We start from the raw sequence: 25,423 nt of genomic DNA, 5'->3' as shown, positions 1-25,423 counted from the left end.
GGGGGTGTGTCTGGGTGCGGCGTGTGCGGTGAAGTGGAGTGGGATCTTCTTCCTGCTGGCGTTCGCGGTGATGTCGTTGATGTGGGATGCGGGGGCGCGCCGCGCGATCGGCCTGCGCAAGCCGTACGGCTCGGCGGCCAGGCGGGACCTGCCGACGGCGCTGGTCGCGATGGCGGCCCTGCCGGGCGTCGTCTACCTCGTCTCCTGGACCGGCTGGTTCGTCTCCTCGCTGGGCTACGGCCGCAACTGGGCCCAGGCGACCTCCAACGGGCCGTTCTACTTCGTCTTCGACTCGCTGCGCTCGTGGATCGACTACCACCTGATGGTGCTCGGCTTCCACACCGACCTGACGTCCACGCATCCCTACCAGTCGGAGCCGTGGCAGTGGCCGCTGCTGCTGCGCCCGGTCGCCTTCTTCTACGAGGGGCCGCAGAACGCCTGCGGGGGCGGGAACTGCTCGCAGGCCGTGCTCGGGGTGGGCACGCCGATCATCTGGTTCGCGGCGCTGGCCGCCATGGTCGCGATGATCGCGTGGTACGTCGCGACCCGCGACTGGCGGGCCGGGAGCGTGCTGCTGGCCTACGCCGCCGGATGGCTGCCCTGGTTCTACTACGCCGTCGCCGACAACCGGACGATGTTCCTGTTCTACATGATCCCCGTCGTGCCGTTCATGATCCTGGCGATCGTGCTCGCCGCGGGGCTGCTCATCGGGCCGGCCTGGGCCAAGCCGCGGCGCAGGATGTTGGGAGCGGCTGCCGTGGGCGCGCTCGCCCTGCTAGCTTTGATCAACTTCTGGTGGTTGTATCCGGTGTTCACCGCTGAGATCCTGCCTTACCAGGATTGGTATGACCGCATGCTGTTCAAGAAGGGCTGGATCTGATTCTGGATACGTCCCGCTTAACACTGATTCCCTAGGCTGGGCGGCGTGGACGACCCAATACGCACCGGTTTCGGTCATCGTCATGGCTGGGGTCCATACGGCAGACTTCGAGGCATGCCTGCACCGGACGTCGCCGCGCTCCTCGCCGAGCTGGAGCGTTCCGAACCCGAAATCGTCGACGACGCGAGGACCGCGGTCGAATGGCTCACCGGCGGTGATCCGTTGGAGACGGTCACCCAGCTCGATGTCTGCGAGTTCCTCTGGTACACCCTGCCGATCAAGGTCGCCGGTGACGAGCCCGACCACGTCGCCATCGCCAAGGCGCTGGGCCGCCTGCTCCGGCTGGGCGGGCTCGACCGCTACGCCGCACTCTGCCGGTCGCCCACGACCGCGCAGATCCTGCGCGCGTACGCCCGATCGGGCGACCAGGCGGGCAGCACCGCCTACCAGGCCGCCCTCGACGCCACGGGCGTGCTCCCGCCCGACGTCCCCGACCTGCGGTGGAGCTCCATCATGGGACCGGAGGAACTCGGCGCCCACCTGGCCTGCTCGGCCGCCCTGGAGCTGGCGATCGTCTCGGGGGAGCTGGAGCTCGGCTCTCCCACCTGGAAGGTCCGCAGGGAGGCGCTCACCCGCCGCTGGCTGACCGCGCCGCGCGCCGAACTCGGCGGCGACAGCTGGCTGCACCGGGTCCACGGCGAGCGGCTCAACCGATGGGTGCTCGGCAGGGGTGCGGTCAGGCGGGAGCTGGCCCAGCCGTTCGAGGTGCGGCTGCACGCGCCGGTCCCCGTCCCACCCGCCTCGGCGGAGCACCTCGGCGCGCTGCGCTGGCTGCTCCAACGCGCCGCGGGCGCCGACGGCCTGCTCCTGACCCGCAAGCACTTCCTGTCCAGGGCGCTCAGCACCGAGGCCGCCGAGCGGTTCGGCTGGCCGCGGCGGCACCCTCGCGGCGAATCCGACGTGCCGGTCCTGGGCACGCTCAGGGAGGTCGCCGAGGCGGAGATGGGGGCGCTGTGCCGTACGGGGCGGGCGCTCGTCCTGACCCCCGCCGGACGGCGGCTGCTCGACGAGCCCGCGCGCCTCTGGGAGACCGTCGTCGCCGCGCTGCTGGTGCCGACGCGCGGCGAGCACGACTTCGAGGTGTCCGCGCGGGAGGCGGCGCTGATGCTGCTCGCCGACGGCGCCGCGGTCACCCCCGCCGAGCTGCGCGACCGGGTGTCGGAGGTGGTCAGCGGCGAAGGCTGGCGGTCCACCTCCGGTCACGACCTCGACGCGCCGCTGACCGCCCTGCTCCGCCGGCTCACCGCGTTCGGCCTGGTCCCGCCCACCCCCGACCTCGTACGGCTGAGCCCCAGCGGCCAGGCGGCGGCCCTCGCCGCCCTCCGCGCCCACGCCCTCCGCCCCCGCCAGTACGTCAGCCTGGGGTGACCCGGGCGGTGCGGACCTCGCGGGTGAAGTCGGCGAAGGCGACCACGTTGTCCAGATATTCTCCCCTGCTGGGGTCGAAGCGGCCGCCGCAGGTGACCAGGCGCAGGGTGGGGGCGTCGGTGGGGCCGTAGACCCTTCTGGCGGGGAAGTCGTCCTTGGCGTACATGCGGACGGTTGTGATCGCGAAGACGGCCACGCTGCCGTCCTCCCGGGTGACGCGCACCCGCGCGCCGGGGCGCAACTCGCCGAGCCGGTAGAACACGGCGGGGCCGTCCGTGGTCGTGTCGACATGGCCGAGCAGTGTGGCCGGGCCGCGTTCGCCGGGGGTGACCCCTTCGTCGAACCAGCCGGTCAGGTCGGGCCGGTAGGCGGGCGGCACCTCGACCGTGCCGTCCGGCATCCTGCCCATCGGCTCGATGGGGGCCTCGACGCCGATCGACGGTACGGCGAGCCGTACCGGGGTGGAGCGGCGCATCGCGGGGACGGCCTTCCGGATCTTCCCGGACGCCGGCTCGGTGACCGACGGCGGGGCCGGCGGCGGCGCGTAGTCACGGTTGGCGTATCCGTCGACGGCCAGCGCCACCCCGGCGGCCATCAGGACGAGCGCGCAGCTCTTGCAGACCGCCTCGCCGGGCCCCCAGCCCCTACGGCCGGCGGGCACCGATCCGGCGGCGCACCAGGGCCACGCCGATCGCGACCACCCCCACCACGCCCACCCCGACCCCGACGCTCAGCTGCGGGCTCACCGTGCGCAGCGCCGTCGCGCCGCCACCGGTCGCCGGGCCGAAGTCGGGCCACGGCTCCAGCTCCTCGCAGTCTTCGAAGACGCCGCACACACCGTCGCCGTCCTCATCGCCGTCGCCGTCGCCGAAGCCGCCCTCGTCCAGGCCCGCGCGCTCGACACGCAGCCAGGCGTCTTCCGACACCCATTCGCCGCCGTGGTCGCATCTCCCCCGCACCCGGTACCGCCCCGGGTCCTTGGTCACCGTGACGTCCACCCGGGAGTCGCCGTCGAATTTCACCTCGCCGAACGCGTCGGAGGTGGCGTACGCGTCCGTGAAGTCCTGGCAGCCGAGGGAGAGCGTCACCACCTCTCCCGGCTGCACCGTCCGGGGATTCACCCGCAGATCGTCACCGGCCAGGGCGCCAGCCGGATTCAGCAGCAGCACCACCCCCGCCACCGTCACCGTCGCCGCCGAACGAAGCACGCCCACCTGTACCGCCCCAGAGCCATCTGATGAATGCCTGCTCCGTTCCCCGCCGACGTCCAGGCCACCCCCAAAGGTGACCGCATTTTTTCCTGAAGATGGGACAGGTGAAAGGCAATTAATGAGCTATGCCGGTTTCGCGAAAAAGGCCTGATGGTTTTATCCAGGAAAATCCCCCCGGCTATTTTCCAGCCGTTTCGCCGCCAAGGCGGAACGGCGTCCGGTATGTTGATCGCGTCAGGTACCGCCGGACGGGCGGGAACGGGGCCGGAAGGCTCGAAAGCCTGTGGAGACCCGGTAAGACCATCTCGGTGGCTCAGGTCGGTGAAGCAGGAAGCCGCAGAAGTGCCGCATGTGCGGTACAGGCTGAGTCTTCGGCATTCATGTCGAAGAGCGCGTCAAGTCACCGGTGTTCGCGCAGGTTGCCGGTCCAGCGGGACAGCGTGGCCTGCCACTCCTGCGGGTCCTCGGGACGGCCGGGGACACCGGGTCTGGTCTGCCACGGGAGTGGCCCGGTGTCGCGGCGGTACTCCACACCGATCGCGTCGAGCCTGGACAGATGGGCCGCGAGCCGGGCGCGGAAACCGGCCAGGTCGCGGCCGGGCGGGCTCCATACGGTCTCGGCGAACGCCGCCAGCCGCGGAAAGGCCATGTAGTCGACGCCCCGGCTGGAGTCGATCAACTCGGTCCACACGGCGCACTGCGCGCCGATCACCCGCGTCGCCGCCGGCTCCGCCGCCAACTCCGCCGGGATCGGTTCGAAGGCGTAGACGTCCTCCAGGGTGAGCACCGTGCCGAAGGGGGCCGGCTCGTCCGCGCCGGGGCCCTGCCGGTAGTCGAGGTAGACGGAGACGTTCGAGCAGGTGACGACGTCATGCCCGGCCCGCGCGGCGATGACGGCGCCGAGATCGCCACGCCAGGGCGCGATGACCGTCTCGGGAGCCAGCCGGCCCTCCAGGATCTCGTCCCAGCCCATCAGGCGACGGCCCCGCGCGGTGAGATACTCCTCGAACCTGTTGATGAACCAGCTCTGCAACTCCCCCGCGTCGTCCAGGCCGAGTTCGGCGGCCCTGCGCTGCGCCGCCGGGCTGGCCCGCCACTGGTCCTTGCGGCACTCGTCGCCGCCGACGCAGATGTACGGGCTCGGGAACAGGTCGAGCACCTCGTCGAGCACGTTCTGGAAGAACTCGACCGTGCTCTCCTCGGCGTTCAGCACGTTGACGCCGATCCCCCAGGTGGTGCCCACCTCCAGCGGGGTGTCGAGGTTGCCCAGCTCCGGGTGGGCGGCGATGGCGGCCTGGGTGTGGCCGGGCAGGTCGATCTCCGGGACGACCATGATGTGCCTGCGCCCCGCGTAGGCGACGATCTCCCGGATGTCGTCCTGCGTGTAGTAGCCGCCGTGCGGGCGGCCGTCCATGGCGCCGTCCCAGCCGGTCTGGCTCTCCCTGCGCCAGGCGCCCACCTCGGTCAGCCGGGGATAGCGTCTGATCTCGATCCGCCAGCCCTGGTCGTCGGTGAGATGCAGGTGCAGGACGTTCAGCTTGTGGACGGCCATCAGGTCGATGAACCGCAGCACATCAGCCTTTGTCATGAAATGACGGGCGACGTCCAGCAGGCAACCGCGCCACCCGAACCGCGGCTCGTCCTCGATCCGTACGGCGGGCACGGACAGCCGGTCGCCGACCGGCGCCTTCCGGTACGACCACGCGGGCAGGAGCTGCCTGAGCGTCTGGGCTCCGTAGAACGCCCCGGCGGGCCCGCCCCCGTCGATCCGCACGCCGTCCGGCCCTGCGGTGAGCCGGTAGGCCTCGGCGGGCAGGTCGGCCAGGCCGATCGTGATCGTCCCCGGGCCCGGCTCGCCCGGGGCCAGCTCACCGCCGGTGACCTGGCTCAGCTCGCTCCTTAACCAAGCGGCCACGCTCGCCAGCGCCGGATCGGCCGCCAGGGCGGTGGTGTGGTCGAGGACGAACTCGCCTGGCCGGGCTTCGAGCCGGACGGGCTTGGGGACGATCATTTATGTCCTTTCTGAACGGGCGAGTCGGGTCAGGCCGGGGTGGCGGGCCGGATCACCCCGGCGGCGAGCCGTACCAGGGGATCCGGCCGGGTGGCGCCGGCGGCCGGTGAGGTGGACCCCTACTCGGTGCTGGCGTTGCCCTCGGCGACCGCCTTGTCGGCGGCCTGTTTCGGGGTGAGCTTGCCGAGGTACATCTCGTTGAAGATCTGGTTCAGCGTCGTCTCGAATCCGGCGAAGCCGTTCACGATGGGCAGGTTGAAGGTGGTGCCCTTCGACTCCTCGAGGAACGGCGTGACGTCGAGGTTCTTGGTCTTCTTCCAGTAGTCGACGTAGCCGTCGGCGAGGCCGTCGAGGGCGGGGAAGACGTAGCCCTCGTCCGCCATCAGCTTCTGCGGCTCCTGGGTGCCCAGGTAGGCGGCGAGCTTCATGGCCTCCTCCGGGTGCTCGCTCTTGGCGTAGACGACCTCGGACAGGCCGTTGAGGGAGACCGCGCGCCCCTGCGGGCCCTCCGGCATCAGCGCGACGCCGACCTCGAAGTTCGCCTCGGGCACCACGAAGGGCAGCAGCGCGTTGTTGGCGGGGAACATCGCCACCTTGCCCGCCTGGAACATCTCGGTCATCTTGCCGGTGGGCAGGTTGGTCTGGGAGGCGGGCGGTGCGACGTGGTGCTTGTTCACCAGGTCGACGCCGAACTGCAGGGCCTCCACCGAGGCCGCGTCGTTGAAGGTGTAGGACCCGAAGGGCTTGTCGAGCAGCTTGCCCCCGTTGGAGACGACCCAGTTCATCCATTGGGTCTGGTAGTGGTTCCAGGAGCCGAAGCCGTAGGTCTCGATCTTGCCGGGCTCGAAGCCGGCCTCGTCCGGGTGCTTGCCGTTCTCGTCGACGGTCAGCTTGCGCGCGGTCTCCAGCAGGGTGCCCGAGCCGTCAGGCTTCCAGGTCAGCTCATCGGGCATCTCGACGCCCGCCTTCTTGAACAGGTCCTTGTTGTAGAGCAGCCCGACGATCCCCCAGTCCTTGGGCACGCCGTACAGTTTGCCCTGGTAGCTGGAGGATTCCACGACGTTCTTGTGGTACTTGGCGGTGTCGAGCTTGAGCCCGCTCAGGTCGGCCAGCACGCCCTTGGCCACGTACTCGGGGAACGCGGCGGGCTGCATCCAGAAGACGTCGGGTGCGGTGCCGGCCACGGCGTCCGCAGTCAGCTTGGTCCAGTACTGGTCCCAGGGGAGCATCTCGATCTGGACGTCGATGGTCGGGTTGGCCTTCTCGAAGGCCGCCATGACCTTCTCGTAGCCGACCTTCTGCTGCTCGTCCCAGAGCCGGTAGGTGAGGGTGACCTGCTCTGGTTCCCCGGCGGAGCCGGAGCCGGAACCGCAGGCGGTCAGGGTGAACAGGGCAGCACCGAGCAGGGCTGCGGCCTGGCGAATTCGGGGGGCAGGCATGATCGCCGACCTCTCTCACTTGAGGCCGGTGAGAACCACCGACCGGACGATGTACCTCTGGAAGAAAATGAAGATCAGGACCATCGGCACCAGCGCGATCAGGCCGCCGGCCATCAGGAGGCCGTGGTCGACGCCGACCCCGCCCTTGAGGCCGGCGATCGCCACCGTCAGCACCTTGGTGTCCTCGCTGCTGGTGATGATCAGCGGCCACAGGAAGCTGTTCCACGACGAGATCACCGTGATGATCGCCAGCGTGCCGATGGCGGGCCGGCAGAGCGGCAGCATGATCCGCCCGAGGATGGTCAGCGGCCCCGCGCCGTCGATCCTGGCGGCCTCTTCGAGGCCGGCGGGCAGCCCCTTGAAGAACTGCCGCATCAGGAAGATCCCGTACGGCGTGCCCAGGATGTATGGAGCCAGCAGCCCGTACCAGGTGTTGACCAGGTCCAGTTCACGCATGATGAGGAACAGCGGGATCATGGTGACCGCGCTCGGCACCATCATCGTCGCCACGTACAACCAGAAGAGGGCATCGCGACCGGGGAACCGCAGCCGGGCGAAGGCGTAGGCGGCGAACGTGGTGAACACAAGCTGGCCCACTGTCAGCGCCACCGTCATCAGCAGCGTGTTGACGAGGTAGCGGGGGAAGTCGCCGCCCAGCAGTTCGGTGAGGTTGCCGGTGGTCGGCGGCAGGCCGGGCAGCCACGGGCTGGTCGAGTTGAGCTGGCTCTGGGTCTTCAGCGCGGTCAGCACCACGAGCAGGTAGGGGAAGACGGAGACGAACGCGCCCACCAGGAGCGCGGCGTACAGCAGGATTCGCTTCATGGCTCCTCAGCTCAGGTCGTAGGTGGTGCGTTTGCTGAAGAACCGGACCTGCACCAGCGTCACCACGAGGATGACCGCGAAGAGCAACATGGACAGGGTCGAGGCGTAGCCGAAGTCGAACTCCCTGAACGCGGTGCCGAAGATCGTGAAGTTGAGCACCGCGGTGCTCCGGCTCGGCCCGCCGTCCGTCATGACGAAGACCGTGTCGAAGACCTGGAACGCTCCGATCAGGTTGGTCACCATGACGAAGAACATCGTCGGGTTGAGCAGCGGCAGCGTCAGCCGGAAGAAGCGCTGCGCCGGGGTCGCGCCGTCGGTGGCGGCCGCGTCGTAGAGCTCCTGCGGGATGCCCTGCAGGCCGGCCAGGAAGAACAGCATGTTGTAGCCGCTGTACTGCCAGACGTTCACCAGGGCGAGCGCCGGCAACGCCCACGAGGGGTCGGACAGCCAGTCGGGGCCGGTCACGCCCACCAGGGCGAGCGCGCTGTTGATGGCGCCGTCGCGCGGGTCGAAGATCCAGTTCCAGATCAGGCCGAGCACGATGGGGGTGGCCATCCACGGCACCACGAACAGCGCCCGGTAGAACCTGACGCCCTTGACCCGCTGGTTCAGCAGCAGGGCGAGGACCAGGGCCAGCCCGGTCTGCAACGGGACGCACAGCAGCACGTAGCCGACCGTCACCAGCAGCGAGTGCCACGCCTGGCCGTCTCCCGCGAGCCGCCGGTAGTTGTCGAGCCCGGCGAACGTCGGCTCGGACAGCAGCTCCCAGTCGAAGAAGCTGAGCCCGAGCACGATCAGCACCGGCAGCAGCAGGAAGGCGAAGACGCCGAACAGGCTCGGGCCGATGAAGAGGTAGGCGTACCAGGTGCCGGTTCCACGCCGCCGTGCCCTGGCCGGGACGGCTGTGGCTCCGCCGTCCTCCCCCGCTGCGACGTCTGCCGTCACGACGGTTCCGTGCTCGTCGGAACCAGCAGCCGCCGGGTCGTCTCCAGCCCCCATTCGTCGAGCGAGGCGATCGGGTCGCTGGAGCCGCGCAGCCCGCCGGTGCCGGCGATGTGCGCGGCCCATTCCTCGCGGGCCTCCACCTCGGGCCGCGCCATGATGCAGTCGGGGTCGTTCACCCACCAGCGCGCGTGCAGGAACTCGCGGGCCGCGCCGGTGAGCCGGGCGCCGAGCTGCGAGGGCTGGCTGATGTCTCCGGCCTTGGGGTGCAGGGTCGGCGCGATGTCCGGGCTGACCCGCATGATGTCGACCAGGCCGATGCTGGGCAGCATCGGCGCGCCGCATCCGTGCAGCGTGGCGTCCGCCCCCGCTCCCTCGCGGATGAGTTCGAGCCCCCGGCGGTAGGCGGCGATCGGCCCCAGCTCCTCGCTGCGCCCGCCCGCCAGCGCGCCCGCGTAGATGTAGTCGAGCTTGAAGTGCGTGATGCCGAGATTCCGCAACGTCCGGAACACCGCGACCAGATGGGCGGCGGCGTCGGGTTGCGTCACGTCGAGTACGGCCAGCTCCTGGTCCCACATGTGACCGGCGTAGGCGTCCTTGACCAGCCATTCGGGGTGCTCGCGGAAGATCCTGCTCCGGTGGCCGACGAGGAAGGGCGCGACCCAGATCCCCGCCCGCCTGCCCGCCTCGGTGACCGCGCCGACCACACGTTCCAGCGAGCCGAACCCGGGGCGCGGCTCCAGCCAGTCGCCGATCTCGGCCTCGTAGCCGTCGTCGACGAGGAACATGTCGGCGGGCAGTCCGTGCCGCCGCGACAGCTCCAGGTTCTCGATGACGTCGGCGTCGGTGACCTTGTCCCAGTAGCCGTACCAGGAGCACCACATGGGCGGCACGGCGGGGAAGCTCTCGGGCGCGAACCCGGCGGCCATGGAGTCCGCCCAGGCTCGCAACGCCTGGTCGAGCCCGCCCGGCCCGCCGCCGGCCTGGCTGTGCCGTACCGGGCCGTCGGCGGAGACGAGCAGGCGGTCGCCCTCCTGGCGGGCCCGGATCGAGGGCACCTCCAGCGGGCTCGGCGCCGACCAGAGCTCGACGGGGGCCCCGCCGCCGGGGTCGATCGCGAGCAGGCCCTCCCCCTGGAACACGCCCTCGGGCACGGGGGTCTCCGGCCGGTAGCAGAGCACCTGGATGGCGGAGTCGGCCGCCCGGGGCGGTCGCCCGCCCAGACGGTAGGCGCCCGTAGGGCTCCACGACTGCCAGCCGTGCTCGAAGACCAGCGTCTCCTCAGGGCCGCGAACGACCTCTCCGACGTCAGAGAACGACATCAGCCTTCCTTCTCTCTTCTTTACTTACGAAGAAGAGTTTCATTACTAGCACCGTCCTGCCATCAGGGTCAACGCTGTTCCGACAGGTAATCGAAGATCTGAACCTGCACCCGCAGCCGGCTGAGGGCTGGCATACTGCGTAGTTAAGTAGGAAACCTTTGTTAAGGAGGGTGATGGCCAACCTTCGCGGCGGAGACCTGTCCCGGCTCCGGCAGCTCAACGCGCTGTCCGCGATCAGGACGCTGCGCGGAGCCGGACCGCTCACGCTCTCCGCGATCGCCGAGTGGACCGGCCTCTCTCGCCCCTCCACGAAGGAGGTGGTGGACGAGCTGATGGCGTTGGGCTGGGTGGCCGAGGTCCCGCCGACCCCCGGCACGATGGGCAGGCCCGCCCGCCGCTACCGCTTCCGCGCCGACAGCGGCTACCTGGTCGGCGTCGACGTCGGCGCGCACAACGTCAGGGCCGCGCTGGCCGACCTCGACGGCGAGGTCATGGCCGAGATCAGGCAGCCCGTGGAGCCCACCGCCCCGCTCGACGACCGCCTGGCCGCGATCGAACGGGCGGTGCGCGCCACCCTGTCCCTGAGCGGCAAGACCATGACCGACCTGTGGACCGTGGCCGTCGGCACCACGGGCGTGCTCAACCGCGAGGGACGCATCACCTACTGCTCCGCGATCCCCGCGTGGACCGGGCTCGACCTGGCGGGCCGGCTGCGCGAGATGTTCCCGTGCGAGGTGCTGATCGAGAACGACAGCCGGCTCGCCGCACTGGCCGAGACCAGACGCGGTACGGCGCGCAACGTGCAGGACATGGTGTTCCTGCACGTCGCCCGGCGAATGGGGGCCGGTCTGATCATCAACGGCAGGCTGCACAGAGGGTTCGGGGCGGCGGCCGGGGAGATCGCCTTGCTGCCCCAGGCCCGCTGGATCGAGGCCCCCGAGCATCTGAACGACTGCGCGGTCGTCCCCGAGGGCACCTCCCCCGAGGACGCCGCCGGCCGTACTCTGGCCGCCGCGAGAGACGGCGACCAGGTCGCGCTGGCCGCCGTCGACCGCTACGTGGACGACCTGGCGATCGGCACCGCCGCCATGGTGCTCCTGCTCGACCCGGAGGTCGTGGTGCTGGGCGGCGGCTTCTCCCGGTCCGCCGACGTGCTGCTGGCCCCGTTGCGCCGCCGCCTCGAAGCCGTCTGCGTACGCATGCCGGACCTGCGGGCCTCCACGCTCGGCGACGAGTGCGTGGTCCTCGGCGCGATCGACTACGCCGTCGGCCGGCTCGATCAGCAGTTCTCCGCCCCCGAGTCGGGCCAGGCGCTCCCCCAGCCCTTCCCGGCGGGCCGCTGACCCTGGCGGGTGCGTTCAGCGGGCCATGCGGTGTGTTTCAGCGGTCGCCGGGTTCGGCCGGGCACGGATCGCCGACCCGGACCGGCGGGACGGGCAGCAGCACCCGGCGGCGGCGTTCCGTCAACGCGCCCAGCCACGTCTCGTCGTAGGCGTAGCCGTACCGGCTGGCGGCCCAGATGGGCCCGTACCGGTAGATGACCACGCGGCGCTCGCCGGAGTTGGTGCGGGTGGACCCGCCGTGCATGAGGCCGTCGACGAACAGCAGGGCGTCGCCCGCGGCGAGGTGCACGGGCACCGCCCCCGGCAGGGCGTCCATGCGGTCGCCCCTGGCGTAGTCGCCGTTCAGCGGGTGCGGGAAGTTCGACTTGTGCGATCCCGGCACCACCATCGTCGCGCCGTCGCCCTCCCCGATGTCGGTGAGCGCCAGGATGATGTTGACCTGGCCGCACCTGAACGCGCCGTGGGAGACGCCGTAGCTGCCCCGCAGCGCGCCCCGGTACCCGCCCGAGTGCACCGGGTGGTGCCCGCCCGACTCCCGGATCGACGCGATCGTCTCATCGATGTAGACGCCGGGCAGGTAGCTGCCTTCCTCGCCGGCGAAGTGTCTGACCAGGTCGAACCAGGCCGGATGGTCGATCAGTTCCTCGAACGGCCGGCCCGCCGTCACCGCCTGGTGGAGTTCGAAGCCCGTCTCCGGCGTGTAGTCGCGGCGCTGCCCGCCCCGGTACCAGTCGCCGCGCCCGAGGTCGCGTGGGAAGGCGTCGAACTCCGCGTTGAGCCGCCGGAGCAGGTCCTCGTCGACCGCATCCTTGAGGATCAGGTAGCCGTTGAGGTCGAACATGAAGTCATCGAGTTCGGACATGGGAGGAAGCCTCCAGGGGATGGGGGTGGGATTCGCTCGCCACAACTCTGCTGCGCGGGACGCCGATGAGTCATCCGCCCGCGTTCGCCGACCTGTCGCATATCCTCAGGTGCGTGACCGAAGATCGTTCCCTCGCGCAGGTGGTCGGCCTACGAGCGAGCCACGTGACCTCCGGGCCCATGCCCTTGTCGCACATCCATCCCGAGCTCGAATTCAACCTCGCGCTGTCGGGTTCCGCCCGCTACTCGACGATCGCCGGCGAGGTCGAGTTGCCCCCCGGACGGCTCGCCGTCTTCTGGGGCGGCTACCCGCATCGGCTGCTGTCGGCCGGGGACGTCGACTTCGTCTGGGTCACCGTCCCGCTGAGCGCGGTGATCGGCCGCCCGCCGCTCCAGGCCGCCGTGGACCGCCTGCTGAACGGAGAATTCCTGTACGGCACGGCCGCCGAGGGCGAGCACGACCGGTTCCTGATGCGCCGCTGGGACGCCGATCTGGGTGGCGATCCGGCGGCCGGCGTGACCGAGGTGTGCCTGCTGGAGATGCACGCGAGGCTGGCCCGCATGTCACGCGGGCTGCCCAAGGCGACCGACACGGGCGTCGCCGAGGCCCGCTCGGCCGAGCGCATGCTGGCCGTCATCGCGCGCCGCTACACCGAGAAGCTGTCGGTGGAGGAGATCGCCCGTGCCGTCGGCCTGCACCCGACGTACGCCGCCCAGGCGTTCAAGCAGTCCCTCGGCATGCCGATCTGGCAGTACGTCACGCTGCTCCGGGTCGCACACGCCCGCCGGATCCTGTCGGGCACCGACTGGGGAATCGACCGCGTCGCCCACGCCAGCGGGTTCCAGACCCGGTCGAGCTTCTACCGCGCCTTCCGCGACGCCCTCGGCCAGACCCCGACGCAGTACCGCGATCTGGACCGTGACCTGCACCGTGACCTGCACCGTCCCACCTCGGCGGGCCCTGCCGAGGCGGACCGGCTCGCGCGCGAGGAGCCGCCACACCGCCGGTTCAGGGAAGGGTGACGAACTTGCCGAGGAACTGCCGGACCGTGGGGGTGTCCAGCCGGTAGTCGATGTTGGTCGCCTTGCAGGCGTTGTCGTTCCCGGTGATCGTCGTGGCCACGAGGACGTGCGAGGTACGGTCGCCCAGGAAGTTCGGGCCGCCCGAGTCGCCGAAACAGGAGCTGCCGTCGCCTTTGTCGGAGTCCGGGTGCAACTTGAGCCACCTGCGGTTGAGGTCCCTGAAGGAGATCGACGCCTGGTTGCGGGTGTCGGTGTACTTGAACCTCTTGCCGCGCTGCCCCTTGGCCCGGCCCAGCGCGCCGTACCCGACGGGGGTGAAGGTCGACGACTTCAGTTCGCCCTTGTCTTCAAGATCGTCAAGCATGCCCTCGGCGGGCAGGGTGGCCGGTTTGATGTTCGGCACGGGCTTGTCGAAGACGACGACGGCCATGTCGTGGAGTTCGCCGCTGTGCCTGAACCTCTTGTCGGGCACGTAACGGCCGGTGTAGACGGTGGACCCGGGCTTGTAGCGGGTTTCGAAGGTGACCTTGGCGGTCTTCTGCTTCCGCGATCCGCAGTGGGCGGCGGTGAGGAAGACGGTCGGCGAGATGAGGGTGCCGGTGCAGTAGGACCAGGTGCCGTCGGGGTGCGGCTTGTCGCCGATGAGCGCTCCCACCTCGGGGTGGTCGTTCCCGTCGGCGGTGCCGTCGGTGATGGCCCACGCGGGGGAAACGGTGGCACCTGTGGCCAGTGCGGTACAAATGATGACGAATGGGACGAATCGCATAAAGGGACTTTAACTGCACAGGGTTCCATTTGACCCAATTGAGCAAAAGATCTACTCGATTGCACGCTTGGAGGCCGGACTGGATCCTGCCTGACAGGCGAGGATCACCACGCAGGGACAGCGCCGAAGGTTCGCGGGCATGCCACGCCCATGCACGTGGTCCAGGTGCCCGGCGGGCCGGTCTGACCGCCGGCGCCCTCCCGGCTCTTCCAGCGGCGGCACCTGTGGCCGGTGATCCCGGTCACCGTCGCGTCAGCCCTGCGGCCCCTTTTCCGGCGCGTTCCGGCGGCCCACAGGGAAGGTGTCGAAGTGGATGACGACCTTGGCCGTCGCAGGATCGGGGTCGCCGGCCGACTCGCGCTCGCGGCGGTCCGACAGCTCGCGGTAGACCGCCAGCACCTCGTGCACCTGGTGCGACAGTGACGTCAGCTCCTCCGCCGTCAGCCGCAGCGACCTGCGCGTCAGCCCGCTGGCCCGCACCCACTCCTCGGGCGTGCTGCCCTCCTCCTCCTGCCAGCGCGCCAGTTCCGCACCGCGCTGCCTGATCACGTCGGCGATCAGGAACTCGACCGCCGAGGCCGTCTCCGGGTCGGAGTCGGGCGGCGAGCCGAAGGCGAAGCCGCCCGGCGTGATGCGCCAGAACTTCTCCTTGCCCCTGCCCAGCTCGGGCACGGGCTCGATCATCCCGTGCCTGGCCAGCTCGCGAAGGTGATAGCTGGTCGCGCCGGTGTTCTCGTGCACCCGGGCGGCGAGTTGGGTCGCGGTCGAGGGCCCGTGCTCGTCGAGCAGCTCGTACAGGCGCAGCCGCAACGGATGCGCGAACGACTTCAGCGCCTTGGCGTCGAGAGTGCGCGCCGAAAAGCTCTTGCGTGTCATGGGTGTGCACACCTATCTTTGCAAAGAAATCTATGCACAGTTTCCCTTACACACTATCGGAGGCCCCCATGGCGCTGGGCAGGACATTCGGATTCCTGTGGTCGTCCACCGGGCTGTCGAACCTGGCCGACGGGGTCCTGAAGGTGGGTGCGCCTCTGCTGGCGGTGAGCCTGACCCGCTCTCCCACGCTGGTGTCGCTGGTCGGCGCGGCCGCCACGCTGCCGTGGCTGCTGTGCGCGCTGCACGCCGGCGCGATCGCCGACCGCCGCGACCGCAGGTGGGTGATGACGGTGGCCAACTGGACACGCACCGGCGCGCTCGGGCTGACCGCCGTACTCGCCGCCCTCGGACACCTGTCGCTGCCGTTACTGCTCGCCGCGTTGCTGGTCGCCGGCGTGGCCGAGGTGTTCGCCGACACCTCCGCGCAGTCGCTGCTGCCCATGGTGGTGCCCCGGGGGCGACTGGCCGACGCCAACGGCAGGATCGTGGGCGCGCAGACGGTCGGCAACGATTTCCTGGGCAGCCCGGCGGCCGGGTTTCTGGTCGGGGTCGGGGCCGCGGCCATCTTCGGCGCGCCCGCCCTGCTCTACGCGGCGGCAGGCTTACTGCTGCTGGGCATGCGCGGGCGCTTCCGCCCGGAGAACGCCTCCACCCGCAGCCTGCGCGCCGACATCGGCGAAGGCCTGCGCTACCTGCGCGACCACCGCGTGCTGCGCGCGGTCGCGATCTCCGCGGGCATGCTCAACACCGCCAACGCCGCATACTGGGCCGTCTTCGTCCTGTGGGCCGTCGGCGAGCAATCGCCCATCGGCCTGACGCCCGGCGCCTACGGCCTGCTGATGACCGCCATCGCCGCGGGGGCGGTGCTGGGCTCGCTGGCCTCCGGGCGTGCCCTGGGTCTGTTCGGCGAGAAACGCACGCTGGTCGGCACGTGGCTGGTCAACAGCCTGCTGCTGCTCGTGCCCGTGCTGGTGCCACTCGCCTGGCCCACCTATGCCGCCGCCGTGCTCATGGGCGCGACCGGAGCGGCGTCCAACGTCATCGTCATCTCTCTCCGCCAGCGCCTCATCCCCGAGCAACTGCTCGGCCGAGTCAACTCCGCCTACCGCCTCATCGGCATGGGCGGCATGCCGATCGGCGCGGCCGCGGGCGGCGTGCTGGGCGATCTCGCGGGGCTGCCCGCCGTCTTCGTGACCGCCGTAGCCGTCTGCATGCTGGCCACCGCGCTGGTCGCGCGGGCCGTACCGGCCCACCGCGAAGCCCTCACGGTCTGACCCCCGCCTCTCCGAAGGCCACTCTCGCACCCGCCTATGCAAGCGCATAGTATCCTCTCCAATCGAGCAATTCTCTATGCGATTGGATAGGAGCCATGTGGTGACGACATCACGACCCGACCCTGAGGACCTGACCGCCCGCGCGCGGATCAGAGACGCGGCCTTGCGGCATTTCGGGGAGCACGGCTTCGAGGGGGCGACGACCCGGGCCATCGCCGAGACCGCAGGGGTGTCCCCGGGGCTGCTGCGTCATCACTTCGGGACCAAGCAGAAGCTGCGCGAGGCGTGCGACGCCCACCTGGTCAAGCTGATCAGCAGGATCAACGAGCAGGCCGGCGCCGACACCCCCGCCAGCGGCATGAACTACGTCGCGGCCTCCATGGCGGCCCTCGGGCCCTACCAGCGATACCTCGCTCGCGCCCTGACCGAGGGACGGGCCGAGCCGGTGTTCGACGCGATGGCACAGATGAGCGAGCAGTGGCTCGCAGGGCTCGACGAGCGCCGCTCCGATCCCCCCTTCGCCGACCGCAAGGCCAGGGCGACGGTGGGCACTGCGATGGCACTGGCCGTGGGAATCCTGCACGAACACGTGTCCCGAGGGCTGGGTGCCGACGTGTCCAGCCAGGAAGGCGCTCACCTGCTCGCCCTGACCCTGCTCGACCTCTACTCCCACCCCTGGCTCAGCCCGGAAGAGGCCGCCGCGTACCGCGACGCCCTGGACAAGACCCGAGCGGACACCGGGGCCACACTCCGTTCGGCCAAGGAGCACCCCGATGAGTGACGCGATATCGGTGACCGGCCTGGTCAAGACGTTCGGCGCCACCCGCGCGCTGGACGGCCTCGATCTCGTCGTGGGCACCGGAGAGGTGCACGGCTTCCTGGGGCCCAACGGCGCGGGCAAGAGCACCACGATCCGGATCCTGCTCGGCATGCTTCGCGCCGACGCGGGCACCGCCCGGCTGCTCGGCGGCGATCCGTGGGCCGACGCGACGGAACTGCACCGAAGGCTGGCCTACGTACCCGGCGATGTCACGCTGTGGCCCCATCTGTCCGGCGGCGAGGTGATCGACCTGCTCGGACGGCTGCGCGGCGGGCTCGACGAGCGGCGCCGCGCCGAGCTGCTGGAACGCTTCGACCTGGACCCCCGCAAGAAGAGCCGCGCCTACTCCAAGGGCAACCGGCAAAAGGTCGCCCTGATCGCCGCGCTGGCCTCCGACGCCGAACTGCTCATCCTCGACGAGCCCACCACCGGGCTGGACCCCCTGATGGAGGAGGTCTTCCGCGAGACGGTACGCGAGGAGCAGCGCCGCGGGAACCGGACCGTGCTGCTGTCCAGCCACATCCTGGCCGAGGTCGAGGAACTGTGCGACCGGGTGACCATCATCAAGGACGGACGAACGGTCGAAAGCGGCACCCTGGCCGGCCTGCGCCATCTCAGCCGCACCTCCATCCAGGCCGACCTGGCGGCGCCGACGGACGGGCTGGCCGACCTGCCCGGCGTGCACGACCTGCGCGCCGAGGGCGACCGGGTGTGGTTCGACGTCGACACCGCCGCCCTGGACGCCGTGCTTCGGCACCTCACCGACGTCGGCGTACGCGGCCTCGTCAGCCGGCCCCCCACCCTGGAGGAGCTGTTCCTCCGGCACTACGACCGCACCGGCGCGGGCAACGGGCGGCACGCGGGAGCGGCACGATGAACCCTCTCACCGGCACCGGCCACCTGGTCCGCCTGGCGCTGCGCCGGGAAAGGACCATCGCCCCCTGGTGGATCCTGCTGATCGTGACCTTGGCCCTGGCGATGGTCGCCTACATCAACAGGAACATGGGCACCTACGAGCTGAAACTCACCTACATCGGCCTCATCCGCAGCAACGCGTTCCTCCAGGGGCTCGGCGGCGGATTCGTCGAACCGCGGTTGGAGGTGCTCGCCACGTGGCGCAGCGGCGGGTTCCTCTATGTGGCGAGCGCGTTCGCGGCCGTCATGTCCGTCGTCCGGCACACCCGCGGGGAGGAGGACGCCGGCCGCAGCGAGCTGGTCCGCTCGGCCGTGGTGGGCCGCCGGGCTCAGCTGACCGCCGCCATGCTGGTGGCGACGGGGGTCAGCCTGTTCGGCGGGCTGGTGACGGCCGTCGTGCTGATCGGGATCGGGCTCGAACCGATCGGGTCGCTCGCCTACGGGGCCGCCATCACGGTGGCGGGCTGGGTGTTCGCCGGCGTCGCCGCCGTCGCCGCCCAGCTGTCGCGCAACGCTCGTACGGCCACCGCGGTCGGCCTGTCGGCGCTCGCTGTCTCCTACGTGCTGCGCTATGCCGGTGATGCGAGCGGGCAGTACTGGCTGAAGTATCCGTCCCCGATCGGCTGGAGCCATCTGGTGCAGGCCTACCAGGACGAGCGGTGGTGGATGCTCGGGGTCTCGATCCTGGCCGGCGCCGTCCTGCTCGCCGTCGCCTATCAGCTGCTCGGCCGCCGCGACCTCGGCGCCGGGCTGTTGTCCGAGCGCCTCGGGCGCGCGAGGGCCCCGGAGCTGCGCGGCCCGATCAGCCTGGCCTGGCGGCTGCACCGCGGCCTGCTGGTGAAATGGACGGCCGGGGTCGCGTTCTTCACGGCGGCGGCCGCCGGGTTGAGCCCGCTGGGCCGGGATCTGCTCTCGCGACCGAGCATCCTGGCCGACAACATCAGGAACACCCTCGGCGTGCCCGCAGATGAGACGCTCGGCGCCTACTCCTGGTACATGATCCTTATCCTCGCGTACGCCATCGCCCTCTACCCGGTGCTCATGACACTGCGGCTGCGCGAGGAGGAGATCTCAGGCCGCGCGGAGGCCGTCCAGGCCACCCCCGTGACCCGGCTCCGGTGGGCGGCCGGGCACCTGGTTGTGACCGGGCTCGGCACGACCGCGCTGATGGCCGTCGCCGGGCTCGTGTTCGGCACGCTGTACTCGGTGCTCGTGGGCGACCTCGCCACCGACATGCCCCGCTTCCTGGCCGGGGCGCTGGGCGCCGTGCCGGCCGTCTGGTGCGTGGGGGCGGTGTGCGTGCTCGCCTACGGGCTGCTGCCGCGGGCGAGCGTGGCGATCTCCTGGACCGTCTGGATCCTGACCGCCGCGCTCGGGCAGGTCGCCGGCCCCCTGTACGGGCGGTGGGGCGGCAGCCCGCTGGAACCGCTCCACTACATCCCCAACGCCTTCGCCGCGGCGCCCTTGGACGCCGGACCGGTCGTGGCCCTGCTCGCCGTCACGGCGATCCTGCTCGGCGGCGGGCTGCTCGCCCTCCGCCGCCGCGACTTCGGGTAAGGCCGCTACCAGCACCCCCACGTGTCACCGTGACCTCAGGCGGGCCCCAGAAGGGACCAGCTTCGCGCGTCCCCCCAGATCGAGGAGGGATGCACATAGGGTCGGAGCAACGCGACGAGTTCCGCGTCGCCTCGATCGTTGAGCTCGTCCGACGCTATCTTCCGCGCCACCCCGGCCAGGAAGTCGGCGACCTGGACCCGGGGGTCCGACCGCGAGTCGACGAGCCTCAGGCCGGTCAGCCGGCCTCCGGGAGGATGTGGCGCCACGAACGACGCCTGCAGTCGCGCGATCCGCCCCTGCGTCAGCGTGTAGTGCTCGTCGTGAACGATCGACACCGGCTTTCCGCCTTCCCCCCAGCGGACGACGGCCTGGACGATGGCCGGGATCAGGGGGTCCAGCACGGGAGCCATCTTCGGCCGGTCGAGCAGCCGGGCCCGGAAATCGTCGGCGTACGGCCTGGCCTGCGCGAGCCGTCCCATGATCTCGCCGACCCGTCCCTGCGCACCGGAAAGACTCATGGCGTCGACCACCTGGAAGAACGAGTCGACGGACACCCTGGCCCGCATCAGGTCGTTGAACGACTCCAGGAAGGCCGTCCACTGTTCGCGCCCGAACGTCGCCTGGCCCTCTCGGTACAGGGTGACGGCCATGGCCTGCGCCTGCCCGTCCCGGTGCGCATCCCCATCCGCCGCGCTGCCGACCCGCCCGACGAGGAGATCGACGACTCTGCCGATGGCGAAGAACGTCTTGTCGGCCAGATACACGTGCGCATTCCCATAAATGGGCCCCGAGGACCCGAGCAGCCAGGTGAGAACCGGCCGATGTTTCTCGCGAAGCAGATGGTTTGCTTTGTACTCCGTCGCCGGAGATCGGATTCTGTTCCGCGTCTCCTGGATGCACTCCGCCGCCGAGTCGGCGCGGAGCCGTACGCCGGCGTGGGCGAAGACATCGGTGTTCCCGCCGATGAGCTTCTCCCCCTCCGAGCCGGACTCGTCACAGGCGATCTCAAGGTGACCGTTCGCCGGAAACTCCGCACGATCTCCCGTCACCGCCCGTTCCCCTCACGAATGGGACCGCTTCGAAACACGGAAGTCACGTCGATTCCCATGGATCTCGTTCTATCAGCATCGCCGGACGGTGAGTCGACCCCTTTTCTCGACGACCCGCTTTCTCGACGACCCGCGAAGGGCGATGTCCTCGTCAAGCGGCGCTCCGGTGGTCCACCCTGACGACGCCGCCTCCGAAGCTCGTCGTCAACACGATCCTCACCTGCCGCCATCTAGCTCAGGCGTGTCGGCAACAAGGATGATCTACGGCATGAAGCAGCCGCTCTCGCCCAGCCCGCTCGCGCGCACCGCTCTGCTCCTGCTCACCGCCGCTCTCCCGCTGGCGTTACTCGGCTGCGCCGGGGACCCTCCCGCAGCCGCCCCGGCGACGGTCACGGTCACGCCGCCGGCCCCCACCGTCACAGTGACGCAGACACAGCCCGCCGAACCGGCCGAACCGGCCGAACCGGCCGAACCGGAGGGGGCCGCGACGGCCACGCTGCCCAACGTCGTCGGGATGAACCTGCAGGAGGCGCAGGACACGCTTCAGGCCGCCGGCTTCTACATCCTCAACGACAAGGACGCCACCGGGCAGAACCGCCTCCAGGTCTCCGACCGCAACTGGGTCGTCACCCGCCAGGAACCCGCCCCCGCCAAGAACGTCGACCCCGACGAGCTCATCACCCTCTACGCGAAGAAACACGGCGAATAGCGCGATGCCCATCGCGGGATCAGCCGCCGAGCCTGGTCAGGGGTTGAGGCGAGCGCGGCTCTCATGACGCCGGTACGGCCGGCGAGGCGTTCGGGCGCCGGTCGCCTCGACCGGAATACGCCGACTTGGGGCTGAAGGGCACCATGGCGTCGCTTCCACGTGCTTCAGCAGGGGCACGATGATCCAACAACGTGGGGAAAGATCAGGTTCAAGCGTAGGTGGCCTTCTCCACACCCTTGTCGATCACCGTGCCATAGTGCTCACCGGCGCAGATTGCCGCCATGATGCCCTTCTTCTCGATGTCGAAGACATGGATCGGCATACTGTGATCCCTGGCGAGGATGAACGCCGCCTGGTCCATCACCCGAAGATCGCTGTCCAGCACGTCTTGATAGGTCAGCTGGCGGAACCGGCGTGCTTCCGGGTTGGCGCGGGGATCGCTGTCGTATACGCCGTCGACACCGTGCTTGGCGACCAGGAGCGCATCGGCGCCGATCTCGATGGCGCGTTGGACGCTCGGATAATCGGTGGTGAGAAACGGCTGGCCGTTGCCGCTGGCCAACACGATCAGCGCACCCTTCTCCAGGTGGTGCACGGCCCGCAACCTGATGTAGGGCTCGGCCACCGCGTCGATGGGCACGGCCGTCATGACCCGGACGTCGTCCTGTCCCAGCGCGTTGAGCTTGCCGCGAAGCAGGAGGCTGTTGATGACCGTCCCCATCATGCCGATGTTGTCGGCTTCCACCCGGTCGATGCCCCAGGACTCCGAGCGGGTCCCGCGGAAGACGTTCCCACCGCCGACGACGATCGCGACCTCGATGCCCAGATCACGCACAGCGATCACTTCAGTGGCCAGGTGGTGCAGCGCCTCGGCACTGAACCCGTACTCATCCTGGCCCGCGATCGCACGACCGCTGAGCTTGATGACGATGCGCCTGAATGTCATAACTCTCCCGTGAGTGCCCGTTGTTGGAGCCGACACTAGTTTGCTCCGCGTGTCAGCCCCGACCGCCCGGGGTGCGGTCAAGGGACGGCCGGGCAGCGAGGCGACCCCGCTGCCCACACCTCATCTACCAGAATTTCACCTCGGGATACTCGGCCGACGGCTTGTCCAGCAGCGGCCGGCGCTCGCCCTTCAGGTGCAGGTCGAGGAAGGCGGTGACGTAGTCGCGGGTGATCTTGATGGACCGCTCGCCGTCGATCGGGGCTTTCGGCAGTCCGAGCTGCGGTTGCAGCACCGCGTAGTCGACGAAGCTCGTGTGCTCGGCACCGGTCACGGTCAGCCACCGCTTCCAGTCACCGGTCACGTGCGGCCAGAACAGGTCCCAGGACTTCGGCTCCCCGCCGGCGTTCGGCTCCTGCCTCGGGTTGCCGATCATCATGAACGGCTTCTCGACCGGTTTCGCCGGCGTCGTCGGGTTGTAGGAGCCGTCCAGGTTGACCACCGCCTTGACCCGGTCACTCACGGCCAGGAGCTGCGCGGCGCTCTGGCCGCCGACCGAGTGCCCCACCATCGCGACCTTGGTCTCGTCGATCAGCCGGTTCCAGTGCTTCCTCCTCTCCAGCTGGTCCAGCACGAACGTCGTGTCGGCGGCCCTGACCCGGGCGACCTTCGCCCCGAGTTCCGGCGTCTGGCCGCCCTTGCCCGCCTCGAACGTCACTGTCCTGCCGTCGGGGAACGTGGTGCCGATCGACTCGTAGGTGTGCTCGATGCCCGCCACCAGGTAGCCCCTGCTCACGAACTCCTCGGCCAGCGAGGTCATCGTCGCGCGCGGCATCGTCATGCCGGGTGACAGCACCACCAGCGGCCACCCGCCCTTCCGCTTCAACGCGGGCGCGTCGACACGGGCGTACGACTTCGTCTTCGCGAGCGTGCCCGGCGGCACGTCCTTCAGCTCCGGCACACTCTGGATGATCAATGCCGACTCCTGAGGCGTGAGGTACGGCGCCGGCCTGCCCACGGCCCTGCGCGCCGGGTACCAGACCGAGACCATCAACTCGCGCGCCTTCCTCTCGGCGACCCACGGGTCGGGACGGCTGGAGTCGACCAGATGCAGGACCGATCGCCCTACGGCGCGATCGCCGGTGGGCGCGGGCAGAACGGGCGTCACGGCCTTCGCGTCGGTGGACACGGGCAAGACCGGCGTCACGGCCTTCGCCGTACCGGTGGACACGGGCAAGACGGGCGTCGCGGCGTTCGCCGTACCGGGTCCGGTGAGCGCGGTGAGTGCGGTGAGGGTGGAGAGTGCGAGCAGGCTCGCGAGGGCTGGCTTTCTCATGCACTCACCATGCGGGGCGACCTCGCCGAATGGTCCCCGGCGAAAGTCGCCCGGGACCCGCGACTTTCGTAGGGGGCCCGCCGTTCAGGTCGCCTTATAGCCTTTGACCATGACATACGGCGATTCAGACGTCGTCGAGCGGATCATGCCGTGGGCGCTGGGCGTGGCGGTGTTCCTCCTCTCCATGGCTTCGGCGTCCGGTTCGATGGGCGTCGAGTCGACGCTGCCCGTCCCCGTGCTCGTGGCCATCGCCGCCGCGTCGGGGGCGGCCGCGGTCGTCGGCAGGCGCTCGCTGTGGCCGCTCGTCGCGGTGGGCGCCGTCGCCTACGTCTGGCTGGTGATCTGGCCCGCCGCCGTCGTGGGCTCCTACTACGCGGGCACCCGGCTGAGCCGCCGCGACCTCTGGCTCCACGTCGGCGGCATGATCGTGGTCTTCGCGCTCGGCGGCTTCGTCTCCCACCTGCACGGCGGATACCAGGCGCTGGTCGCGGGCACTCTCGCCAATGTGCTCGTGATGGGCGGCGCGATGCTCGGGCTGCCGCTCGTCGCGGGGCTCTGGGTCCGTGCCAGACGGCAGGTGCTCGACGCGGCGCGCGAACGGTCGGAGCAGCTGCTGCGCGAGCAGATCCTGCGCGCGAACCAGGCGCGGGGCCAGGAACGCACGCGCATCGCGAGGGAGATGCACGACGTGGTCGCGCACCGGGTGTCACTGATGGTCCTGCACGCGGGCGCCCTGGAGTTCGGCGCCCCCGACGCGCGTACGGCCGAGGCCGCGGCGCTGATCAGGGTCACCGGCAGGGAGGCGCTGACCAACCTGCGCGAGGTGCTGGGCGTACTGCGGTCGCCGGACGGCCCGCGCGGCCCGCAACCCACGTTGGCCGACCTGGACCGGCTGCTCGACCAGACCCGCGCGCTGGGCATCGTGGTCAACCGTCATGACGAGGGCGACGCCCGCCCGCTCAGTCCCACCCTGGAACGTACCGCCTACCACGTGGTCCAGGAGGCGCTCACCAACGTGCACAAGCACGCGGGCAACGTCGAGACCGAGGTGTTCGTCCGCTATCGGCCCGTTGAGCTGGAGGTCATCGTGCGCAACAGAGCGTCCGCCGGGACGGACGGCGACCTGCCCGGCTCCGGCTGGGGGCTGATCGGCCTGCGCGAACGCGTCGAGCTGGTCGGCGGCAGGCTGGAGGCCGGCCCGCGGGACGACGACGGCTTCCAGGTGCTCGCCAGGATCCCCACCGCGTGATCCGGGTACTGATCGTCGACGACGAGGCGCTGGTCAGGGCCGGCCTGCGGATGATCCTGGAGTCGGCGGGCGACATGGTGGTCGTCGGCGAGGCCCGCGACGGCGACGAGGCGGTCATCGCCACCGCCAGGCTCAAACCCCAGGTCGTGCTGATGGACGTGCGCATGCCCGGCACCGACGGCCTGACCGCCGGGGCACGCATCCTGGCCGCTCCCGACTCCCCCAAGCTGATCATGCTCACCACCTTCGACCTCGACGAGTACGTCCACGAGGCGCTCCGGTTCGGCGCGGTCGGATTCCTGCTCAAGGACACCCCGCCGTGGGAGCTGGCCGCCGCCGTACGCACGGTCGCGGCGGGCCAGGCCATGCTGTCGCCCACCGTCATCAAGCGCCTGATCACGTCCTTCGTCGACAAGGCCCCCTCCCGCGCCGAGTCCGCGCGCAGCCGGCTCGCCTCGCTGACCGCCCGGGAGGAGGACGTGATCAGGGCGCTGGCCCGTGGCCTGTCGAACGCGGAGATCGGGCTCGAGCTCAGGCTCACCGAGGCGACGGTGAAGGCGCACGTCAGCAACCTGCTCGCCAAGCTGGGCCTGGCGAACAGGGTGCAGGCGGCGATCCTGGTGCACGACGCGGCCCTCGGCTGACCG

24 protein-coding genes are annotated in these 25,423 nt (G+C 70.1%); 11 read left to right on the top strand and 13 right to left on the bottom strand.

Features of this window, described 5'->3' with window-relative positions:
• A partial coding sequence (locus tag MBA17_RS45390) for a dolichyl-phosphate-mannose--protein mannosyltransferase (RefSeq protein ID WP_455432976.1) occupies positions 1 to 880 on the top strand: 880 nt, incomplete at its 5' end.
• A 114-nt stretch (positions 881 to 994) separates the two neighbouring features.
• Positions 995 to 2,308, top strand: coding sequence for a hypothetical protein (locus MBA17_RS45385; protein ID WP_238504808.1), 1,314 nt, complete (start codon positions 995 to 997; stop codon positions 2,306 to 2,308).
• Here MBA17_RS45385 and MBA17_RS45380 read toward each other — a convergent pair.
• The 7 genes from MBA17_RS45380 to MBA17_RS45350 all read right to left on the bottom strand — a co-directional run bounded on the left by MBA17_RS45380 (position 2,295) and on the right by MBA17_RS45350 (position 10,055).
• Positions 2,295 to 2,969, bottom strand: coding sequence for a class F sortase (locus tag MBA17_RS45380; RefSeq protein ID WP_238504807.1), 675 nt, complete (start codon positions 2,967 to 2,969; stop codon positions 2,295 to 2,297). The genes MBA17_RS45385 and MBA17_RS45380 overlap by 14 nt on opposite strands.
• Positions 2,953 to 3,522: a hypothetical protein gene (locus MBA17_RS45375; RefSeq protein ID WP_238504806.1), complete on the bottom strand. Its 570-nt coding sequence runs from the start codon at positions 3,520 to 3,522 to the stop codon at positions 2,953 to 2,955. Before MBA17_RS45375 ends, MBA17_RS45380 begins: the two co-directional genes overlap by 17 nt.
• Before the next feature lie 397 nt (positions 3,523 to 3,919).
• Entirely contained in the window at positions 3,920 to 5,530 is a 1,611-nt protein-coding gene (locus tag MBA17_RS45370; protein WP_238504805.1) for a beta-N-acetylhexosaminidase, read from the bottom strand.
• A 119-nt stretch (positions 5,531 to 5,649) separates the two neighbouring features.
• A complete protein-coding gene (locus MBA17_RS45365) occupies positions 5,650 to 6,969 on the bottom strand; it encodes an ABC transporter substrate-binding protein (RefSeq protein WP_238504804.1) in 1,320 nt (439 codons plus the stop codon).
• A gap of 15 nt (positions 6,970 to 6,984) precedes the next feature.
• Positions 6,985 to 7,791 (bottom strand): carbohydrate ABC transporter permease, encoded by an 807-nt coding sequence (locus tag MBA17_RS45360; RefSeq protein ID WP_238504803.1) that lies wholly within the window; start codon positions 7,789 to 7,791, stop codon positions 6,985 to 6,987.
• A 6-nt stretch (positions 7,792 to 7,797) separates the two neighbouring features.
• The gene (locus MBA17_RS45355; RefSeq protein WP_238504802.1) at positions 7,798 to 8,736 is read right to left on the bottom strand and encodes a carbohydrate ABC transporter permease; all 939 of its coding nucleotides are present in this window, start codon (positions 8,734 to 8,736) and stop codon (positions 7,798 to 7,800) included.
• Positions 8,733 to 10,055, bottom strand: coding sequence for a glycoside hydrolase family 36 protein (locus MBA17_RS45350; RefSeq protein WP_238504801.1), 1,323 nt, complete (start codon positions 10,053 to 10,055; stop codon positions 8,733 to 8,735). The genes MBA17_RS45355 and MBA17_RS45350 overlap by 4 nt, the downstream gene beginning before the upstream one ends.
• A 173-nt stretch (positions 10,056 to 10,228) precedes the next feature.
• Here MBA17_RS45350 and MBA17_RS45345 point away from each other — a divergent pair, with 173 nt between their 5' ends.
• On the top strand, positions 10,229 to 11,398 hold the full coding sequence (locus tag MBA17_RS45345) for an ROK family transcriptional regulator (RefSeq protein ID WP_238504800.1): 1,170 nt from the start codon (positions 10,229 to 10,231) through the stop codon (positions 11,396 to 11,398).
• Positions 11,399 to 11,435: 37 nt separating this feature from the next.
• Here the strand turns inward: MBA17_RS45345 and MBA17_RS45340 are convergent, their stop codons facing one another.
• Positions 11,436 to 12,260 carry a phytanoyl-CoA dioxygenase family protein gene (locus MBA17_RS45340; RefSeq protein ID WP_238504799.1) on the bottom strand — a complete coding sequence of 275 codons (825 nt, stop codon included), beginning with the start codon at positions 12,258 to 12,260 and terminating at the stop codon, positions 11,436 to 11,438.
• Positions 12,261 to 12,373: 113 nt separating this feature from the next.
• On the opposite strand from MBA17_RS45340, the gene MBA17_RS45335 reads away from it, so the two are divergent.
• Positions 12,374 to 13,282 (top strand): helix-turn-helix domain-containing protein, encoded by a 909-nt coding sequence (locus tag MBA17_RS45335; RefSeq protein ID WP_238504798.1) that lies wholly within the window; start codon positions 12,374 to 12,376, stop codon positions 13,280 to 13,282.
• Here MBA17_RS45335 and MBA17_RS45330 read toward each other — a convergent pair.
• Both MBA17_RS45330 and MBA17_RS45325 read right to left on the bottom strand, forming a co-directional pair.
• Positions 13,269 to 14,048 (bottom strand): S1 family peptidase, encoded by a 780-nt coding sequence (locus tag MBA17_RS45330; protein ID WP_238504797.1) that lies wholly within the window; start codon positions 14,046 to 14,048, stop codon positions 13,269 to 13,271. The genes MBA17_RS45335 and MBA17_RS45330 overlap by 14 nt on opposite strands.
• Positions 14,049 to 14,300: 252 nt before the next feature.
• Entirely contained in the window at positions 14,301 to 14,924 is a 624-nt protein-coding gene (locus tag MBA17_RS45325; protein WP_238504796.1) for a helix-turn-helix domain-containing protein, read from the bottom strand.
• A gap of 68 nt (positions 14,925 to 14,992) precedes the next feature.
• Between MBA17_RS45325 and MBA17_RS45320 the strand changes: the two genes are divergently transcribed.
• The 4 genes from MBA17_RS45320 (at position 14,993) to MBA17_RS45305 (ending at position 19,490) form a co-directional block, all read left to right on the top strand.
• Entirely contained in the window at positions 14,993 to 16,198 is a 1,206-nt protein-coding gene (locus MBA17_RS45320; protein ID WP_238504795.1) for an MFS transporter, read from the top strand.
• A gap of 100 nt (positions 16,199 to 16,298) precedes the next feature.
• Positions 16,299 to 16,979 carry a TetR/AcrR family transcriptional regulator gene (locus MBA17_RS45315; protein WP_238504794.1) on the top strand — a complete coding sequence of 227 codons (681 nt, stop codon included), beginning with the start codon at positions 16,299 to 16,301 and terminating at the stop codon, positions 16,977 to 16,979.
• Positions 16,972 to 17,895 (top strand): ABC transporter ATP-binding protein, encoded by a 924-nt coding sequence (locus MBA17_RS45310; RefSeq protein WP_238504793.1) that lies wholly within the window; start codon positions 16,972 to 16,974, stop codon positions 17,893 to 17,895. Before MBA17_RS45315 ends, MBA17_RS45310 begins: the two co-directional genes overlap by 8 nt.
• Positions 17,892 to 19,490: an ABC transporter permease gene (locus tag MBA17_RS45305; protein ID WP_238504792.1), complete on the top strand. Its 1,599-nt coding sequence runs from the start codon at positions 17,892 to 17,894 to the stop codon at positions 19,488 to 19,490. Before MBA17_RS45310 ends, MBA17_RS45305 begins: the two co-directional genes overlap by 4 nt.
• Before the next feature lie 35 nt (positions 19,491 to 19,525).
• Here MBA17_RS45305 and MBA17_RS45300 read toward each other — a convergent pair whose 3' ends face one another.
• On the bottom strand, positions 19,526 to 20,539 hold the full coding sequence (locus tag MBA17_RS45300; protein WP_238504791.1) for a DUF3800 domain-containing protein: 1,014 nt from the start codon (positions 20,537 to 20,539) through the stop codon (positions 19,526 to 19,528).
• A 268-nt stretch (positions 20,540 to 20,807) separates the two neighbouring features.
• On the opposite strand from MBA17_RS45300, the gene MBA17_RS45295 reads away from it, so the two are divergent.
• Positions 20,808 to 21,248: a PASTA domain-containing protein gene (locus MBA17_RS45295; protein WP_238504790.1), complete on the top strand. Its 441-nt coding sequence runs from the start codon at positions 20,808 to 20,810 to the stop codon at positions 21,246 to 21,248.
• Between the two features lie 208 nt (positions 21,249 to 21,456).
• On the opposite strand, the gene pyrH is transcribed toward MBA17_RS45295, so the two are convergent.
• Both pyrH and MBA17_RS45285 read right to left on the bottom strand, forming a co-directional pair.
• Positions 21,457 to 22,311, bottom strand: coding sequence for a UMP kinase (gene pyrH / locus MBA17_RS45290; RefSeq protein WP_238504789.1), 855 nt, complete (start codon positions 22,309 to 22,311; stop codon positions 21,457 to 21,459).
• Between the two features lie 7 nt (positions 22,312 to 22,318).
• Positions 22,319 to 23,527, bottom strand: a complete 1,209-nt coding sequence (locus MBA17_RS45285; RefSeq protein WP_238504788.1) for an alpha/beta hydrolase family protein — start codon at positions 23,525 to 23,527, stop codon at positions 22,319 to 22,321.
• Positions 23,528 to 23,636: 109 nt separating this feature from the next.
• Here MBA17_RS45285 and MBA17_RS45280 point away from each other — a divergent pair, with 109 nt between their 5' ends.
• Positions 23,637 to 24,776 carry a sensor histidine kinase gene (locus MBA17_RS45280; RefSeq protein ID WP_238504787.1) on the top strand — a complete coding sequence of 380 codons (1,140 nt, stop codon included), beginning with the start codon at positions 23,637 to 23,639 and terminating at the stop codon, positions 24,774 to 24,776.
• A complete protein-coding gene (locus MBA17_RS45275) occupies positions 24,773 to 25,420 on the top strand; it encodes a response regulator (RefSeq protein ID WP_238504786.1) in 648 nt (215 codons plus the stop codon). Before MBA17_RS45280 ends, MBA17_RS45275 begins: the two co-directional genes overlap by 4 nt.
• The last annotated feature ends 3 nt before the right edge of the window (positions 25,421 to 25,423 follow it).

It is taken from the genome of Dolomitihabitans soli (assembly GCF_022213955.1).
GTDB lineage: Bacteria > Actinomycetota > Actinomycetes > Streptosporangiales > Streptosporangiaceae > Streptosporangium_A > Streptosporangium_A soli.
The sequence above is the reverse complement of the archived record's forward strand: the minus strand, read 5'-3'. Positions and strand labels throughout refer to the sequence as shown.

Bases quoted from the DNA above. Each gene is read 5' to 3' on its own strand.
- MBA17_RS45370 (WP_238504805.1), bottom strand. From the start codon at position 5,530: ATGATCGTCCCCAAGCCCGTCCGGCTCGAAGCCCGGCCAGGCGAGTTC.
- MBA17_RS45325 (WP_238504796.1), bottom strand. From the start codon at position 14,924: ATGACACGCAAGAGCTTTTCGGCGCGCACTCTCGACGCCAAGGCGCTG.
- MBA17_RS45360 (WP_238504803.1), bottom strand. From the start codon at position 7,791: ATGAAGCGAATCCTGCTGTACGCCGCGCTCCTGGTGGGCGCGTTCGTC.
- MBA17_RS45285 (WP_238504788.1), bottom strand. From the start codon at position 23,527: ATGAGAAAGCCAGCCCTCGCGAGCCTGCTCGCACTCTCCACCCTCACC.
- MBA17_RS45310 (WP_238504793.1), top strand. From the start codon at position 16,972: ATGAGTGACGCGATATCGGTGACCGGCCTGGTCAAGACGTTCGGCGCC.
- MBA17_RS45305 (WP_238504792.1), top strand. From the start codon at position 17,892: ATGAACCCTCTCACCGGCACCGGCCACCTGGTCCGCCTGGCGCTGCGC.
- MBA17_RS45330 (WP_238504797.1), bottom strand. From the start codon at position 14,048: ATGCGATTCGTCCCATTCGTCATCATTTGTACCGCACTGGCCACAGGT.
- MBA17_RS45350 (WP_238504801.1), bottom strand. From the start codon at position 10,055: ATGTCGTTCTCTGACGTCGGAGAGGTCGTTCGCGGCCCTGAGGAGACG.
- MBA17_RS45340 (WP_238504799.1), bottom strand. From the start codon at position 12,260: ATGTCCGAACTCGATGACTTCATGTTCGACCTCAACGGCTACCTGATC.
- MBA17_RS45280 (WP_238504787.1), top strand. From the start codon at position 23,637: ATGACATACGGCGATTCAGACGTCGTCGAGCGGATCATGCCGTGGGCG.
- MBA17_RS45365 (WP_238504804.1), bottom strand. From the start codon at position 6,969: ATGCCTGCCCCCCGAATTCGCCAGGCCGCAGCCCTGCTCGGTGCTGCC.
- MBA17_RS45385 (WP_238504808.1), top strand. From the start codon at position 995: ATGCCTGCACCGGACGTCGCCGCGCTCCTCGCCGAGCTGGAGCGTTCC.
- MBA17_RS45345 (WP_238504800.1), top strand. From the start codon at position 10,229: ATGGCCAACCTTCGCGGCGGAGACCTGTCCCGGCTCCGGCAGCTCAAC.
- MBA17_RS45295 (WP_238504790.1), top strand. From the start codon at position 20,808: ATGAAGCAGCCGCTCTCGCCCAGCCCGCTCGCGCGCACCGCTCTGCTC.
- MBA17_RS45320 (WP_238504795.1), top strand. From the start codon at position 14,993: ATGGCGCTGGGCAGGACATTCGGATTCCTGTGGTCGTCCACCGGGCTG.